This window comes from Kitasatospora sp. NPDC101155 (assembly GCF_044768305.1).
In the GTDB taxonomy this organism is placed as follows: Bacteria; Actinomycetota; Actinomycetes; order Streptomycetales; family Streptomycetaceae; genus Kitasatospora.
This window is the reverse complement of record NZ_JBIWPN010000161.1, coordinates 1-1,402: the sequence shown is the minus strand read 5'-3', so window position 1 is coordinate 1,402 and position 1,402 is coordinate 1. Positions and strand designations below refer to the sequence as shown.

Below are 1,402 nucleotides of genomic sequence, written 5' to 3'. Positions count from 1 at the left end.
CTGGCCGCAGAACCCTTCGGGGCTTGACAGTAAAGCTGTAACACTCGCGATGACAGAGAAGCGACCCGCTGGTAACAAGACCTCCACGCCCCGCCCCGGCCCGTCTCCCCCACCCCACGTGCAACCGCCGCTGCGGAGGGTGCGTCAGTACACCGACAGTGGGGCACGACACGGTCAGCGTGTCGCAGAGCAAACTGCCCCCACACAGAGGGAGGGAGAACTACACGCCCATGGGAAAACCCGACTTCACCACCGGCCCGGTCGCCCCGGCAGCGGCATCGACACCCGGCACGCCGCCCAGCACCTCGCCGTACGCCAACCCCGCCAAGAGCGGCGACACAGCGCCCTGGAACGCCGCTCCCCCCGGCATGGCGACCACCCAATTGGACACCCCGCACGAACTCGCCGCCTCGGCCGGGATGGCCCGGCAGATCGCCACCGACCTCAACCAGGCCAACGGCAACAGCGGGCCCCTCACGCTGGGCCTCAGTGACCACGTGAGCGCCGCGTCGGCGGGTACCCGCGGTTTCGCCTTCAGCAGCGCGCTCACCAGCTGCACCGAACGGTGGCTGAAGCAGTGCACAGCCCTGCACGACCGGATCGACGGGATCGCCACCAACCTCGGCACCACTCAGCAAACGTACACGGCCAACGAGGCCAGGAACGCCCAGCTGTTCGGCACGGCAGTTCACTAAGGGGGAACCGGGCACATGGTGTCCTTCAAGCAGTTATACGAAGCCCGTCCGGACGCGGTCACGGAGGCGGCCGAAGCCTGGTCCGGCGTCGCCAAGACCCTCACCACCCTGGACGGCCGGGTCCGCAAGGACCTCACCAGCACGGCGCGGCGGGCCGGTTGGAAGGGCGTGGCGGCGGCCAACGCGAACTCGGCGCTGGAGGGGGTGGACACCGACTTCAAGCAGGCGTCGGCCGTTGCGACCGTCCTCGCCGCGATCATCACCACCGCCGCCGAGGAGTTCCGCGCGGCCCACAACGACCTCCTCACCGCGGTCTACGACGCGAAGACCGAGGAGCTGACCGTCACCCCCGATGGCGAGGTCTGCTGGTCCCCGCTGCCCGGCTCGCGGAACGACCCCGACGGGGTCGAGGCCGCCAAGAAGTACAACACCGAGATGCGGGCCAAGGCCGACGCGGTCTCCACCCGGCTCGGCAAGGCTGTCGATCGGGCCACCGCCGCCGATCAGACGGCCGCCGCCGCCCTCCAGAGCGACATCGGCACCAGCACCACCTCATTCAACCCGAAGCCGTACGGCGCTGGCCCGATCGCTGACGCCAACCGGGCCAAGGACCTGATGTCCAAGGCCGGCAGCCTCAGCGATCCGGAGCTGAAGCAGCTGCAGGACATCATGGCCGCCAACGCGGGCAACAAGGACTTCTCCACCAC

At 69.2% G+C, this 1,402-nt stretch carries 2 protein-coding genes; both read left to right on the top strand.

Going from position 1 to position 1,402, the window contains the following annotated elements; all coding sequences use genetic code 11:
* Window positions 1-230: 230 nt before the first annotated feature.
* Entirely contained in the window at window positions 231-695 is a 465-nt protein-coding gene (locus tag ACIRYZ_RS46560; RefSeq protein ID WP_402955857.1) for a type VII secretion target, read from the top strand.
* Window positions 696-710: 15 nt separating this feature from the next.
* Window positions 711-1,402 (top strand): WXG100 family type VII secretion target (locus ACIRYZ_RS46555; protein ID WP_402955854.1); only part of this gene is annotated, 692 nt, incomplete at its 3' end.

What these genes read in the sequence shown, in the direction of transcription:
- ACIRYZ_RS46560 (WP_402955857.1), top strand. Translation starts at nt 231, where the DNA reads ATGGGAAAACCCGACTTCACCACCGGCCCGGTCGCCCCGGCAGCGGCA.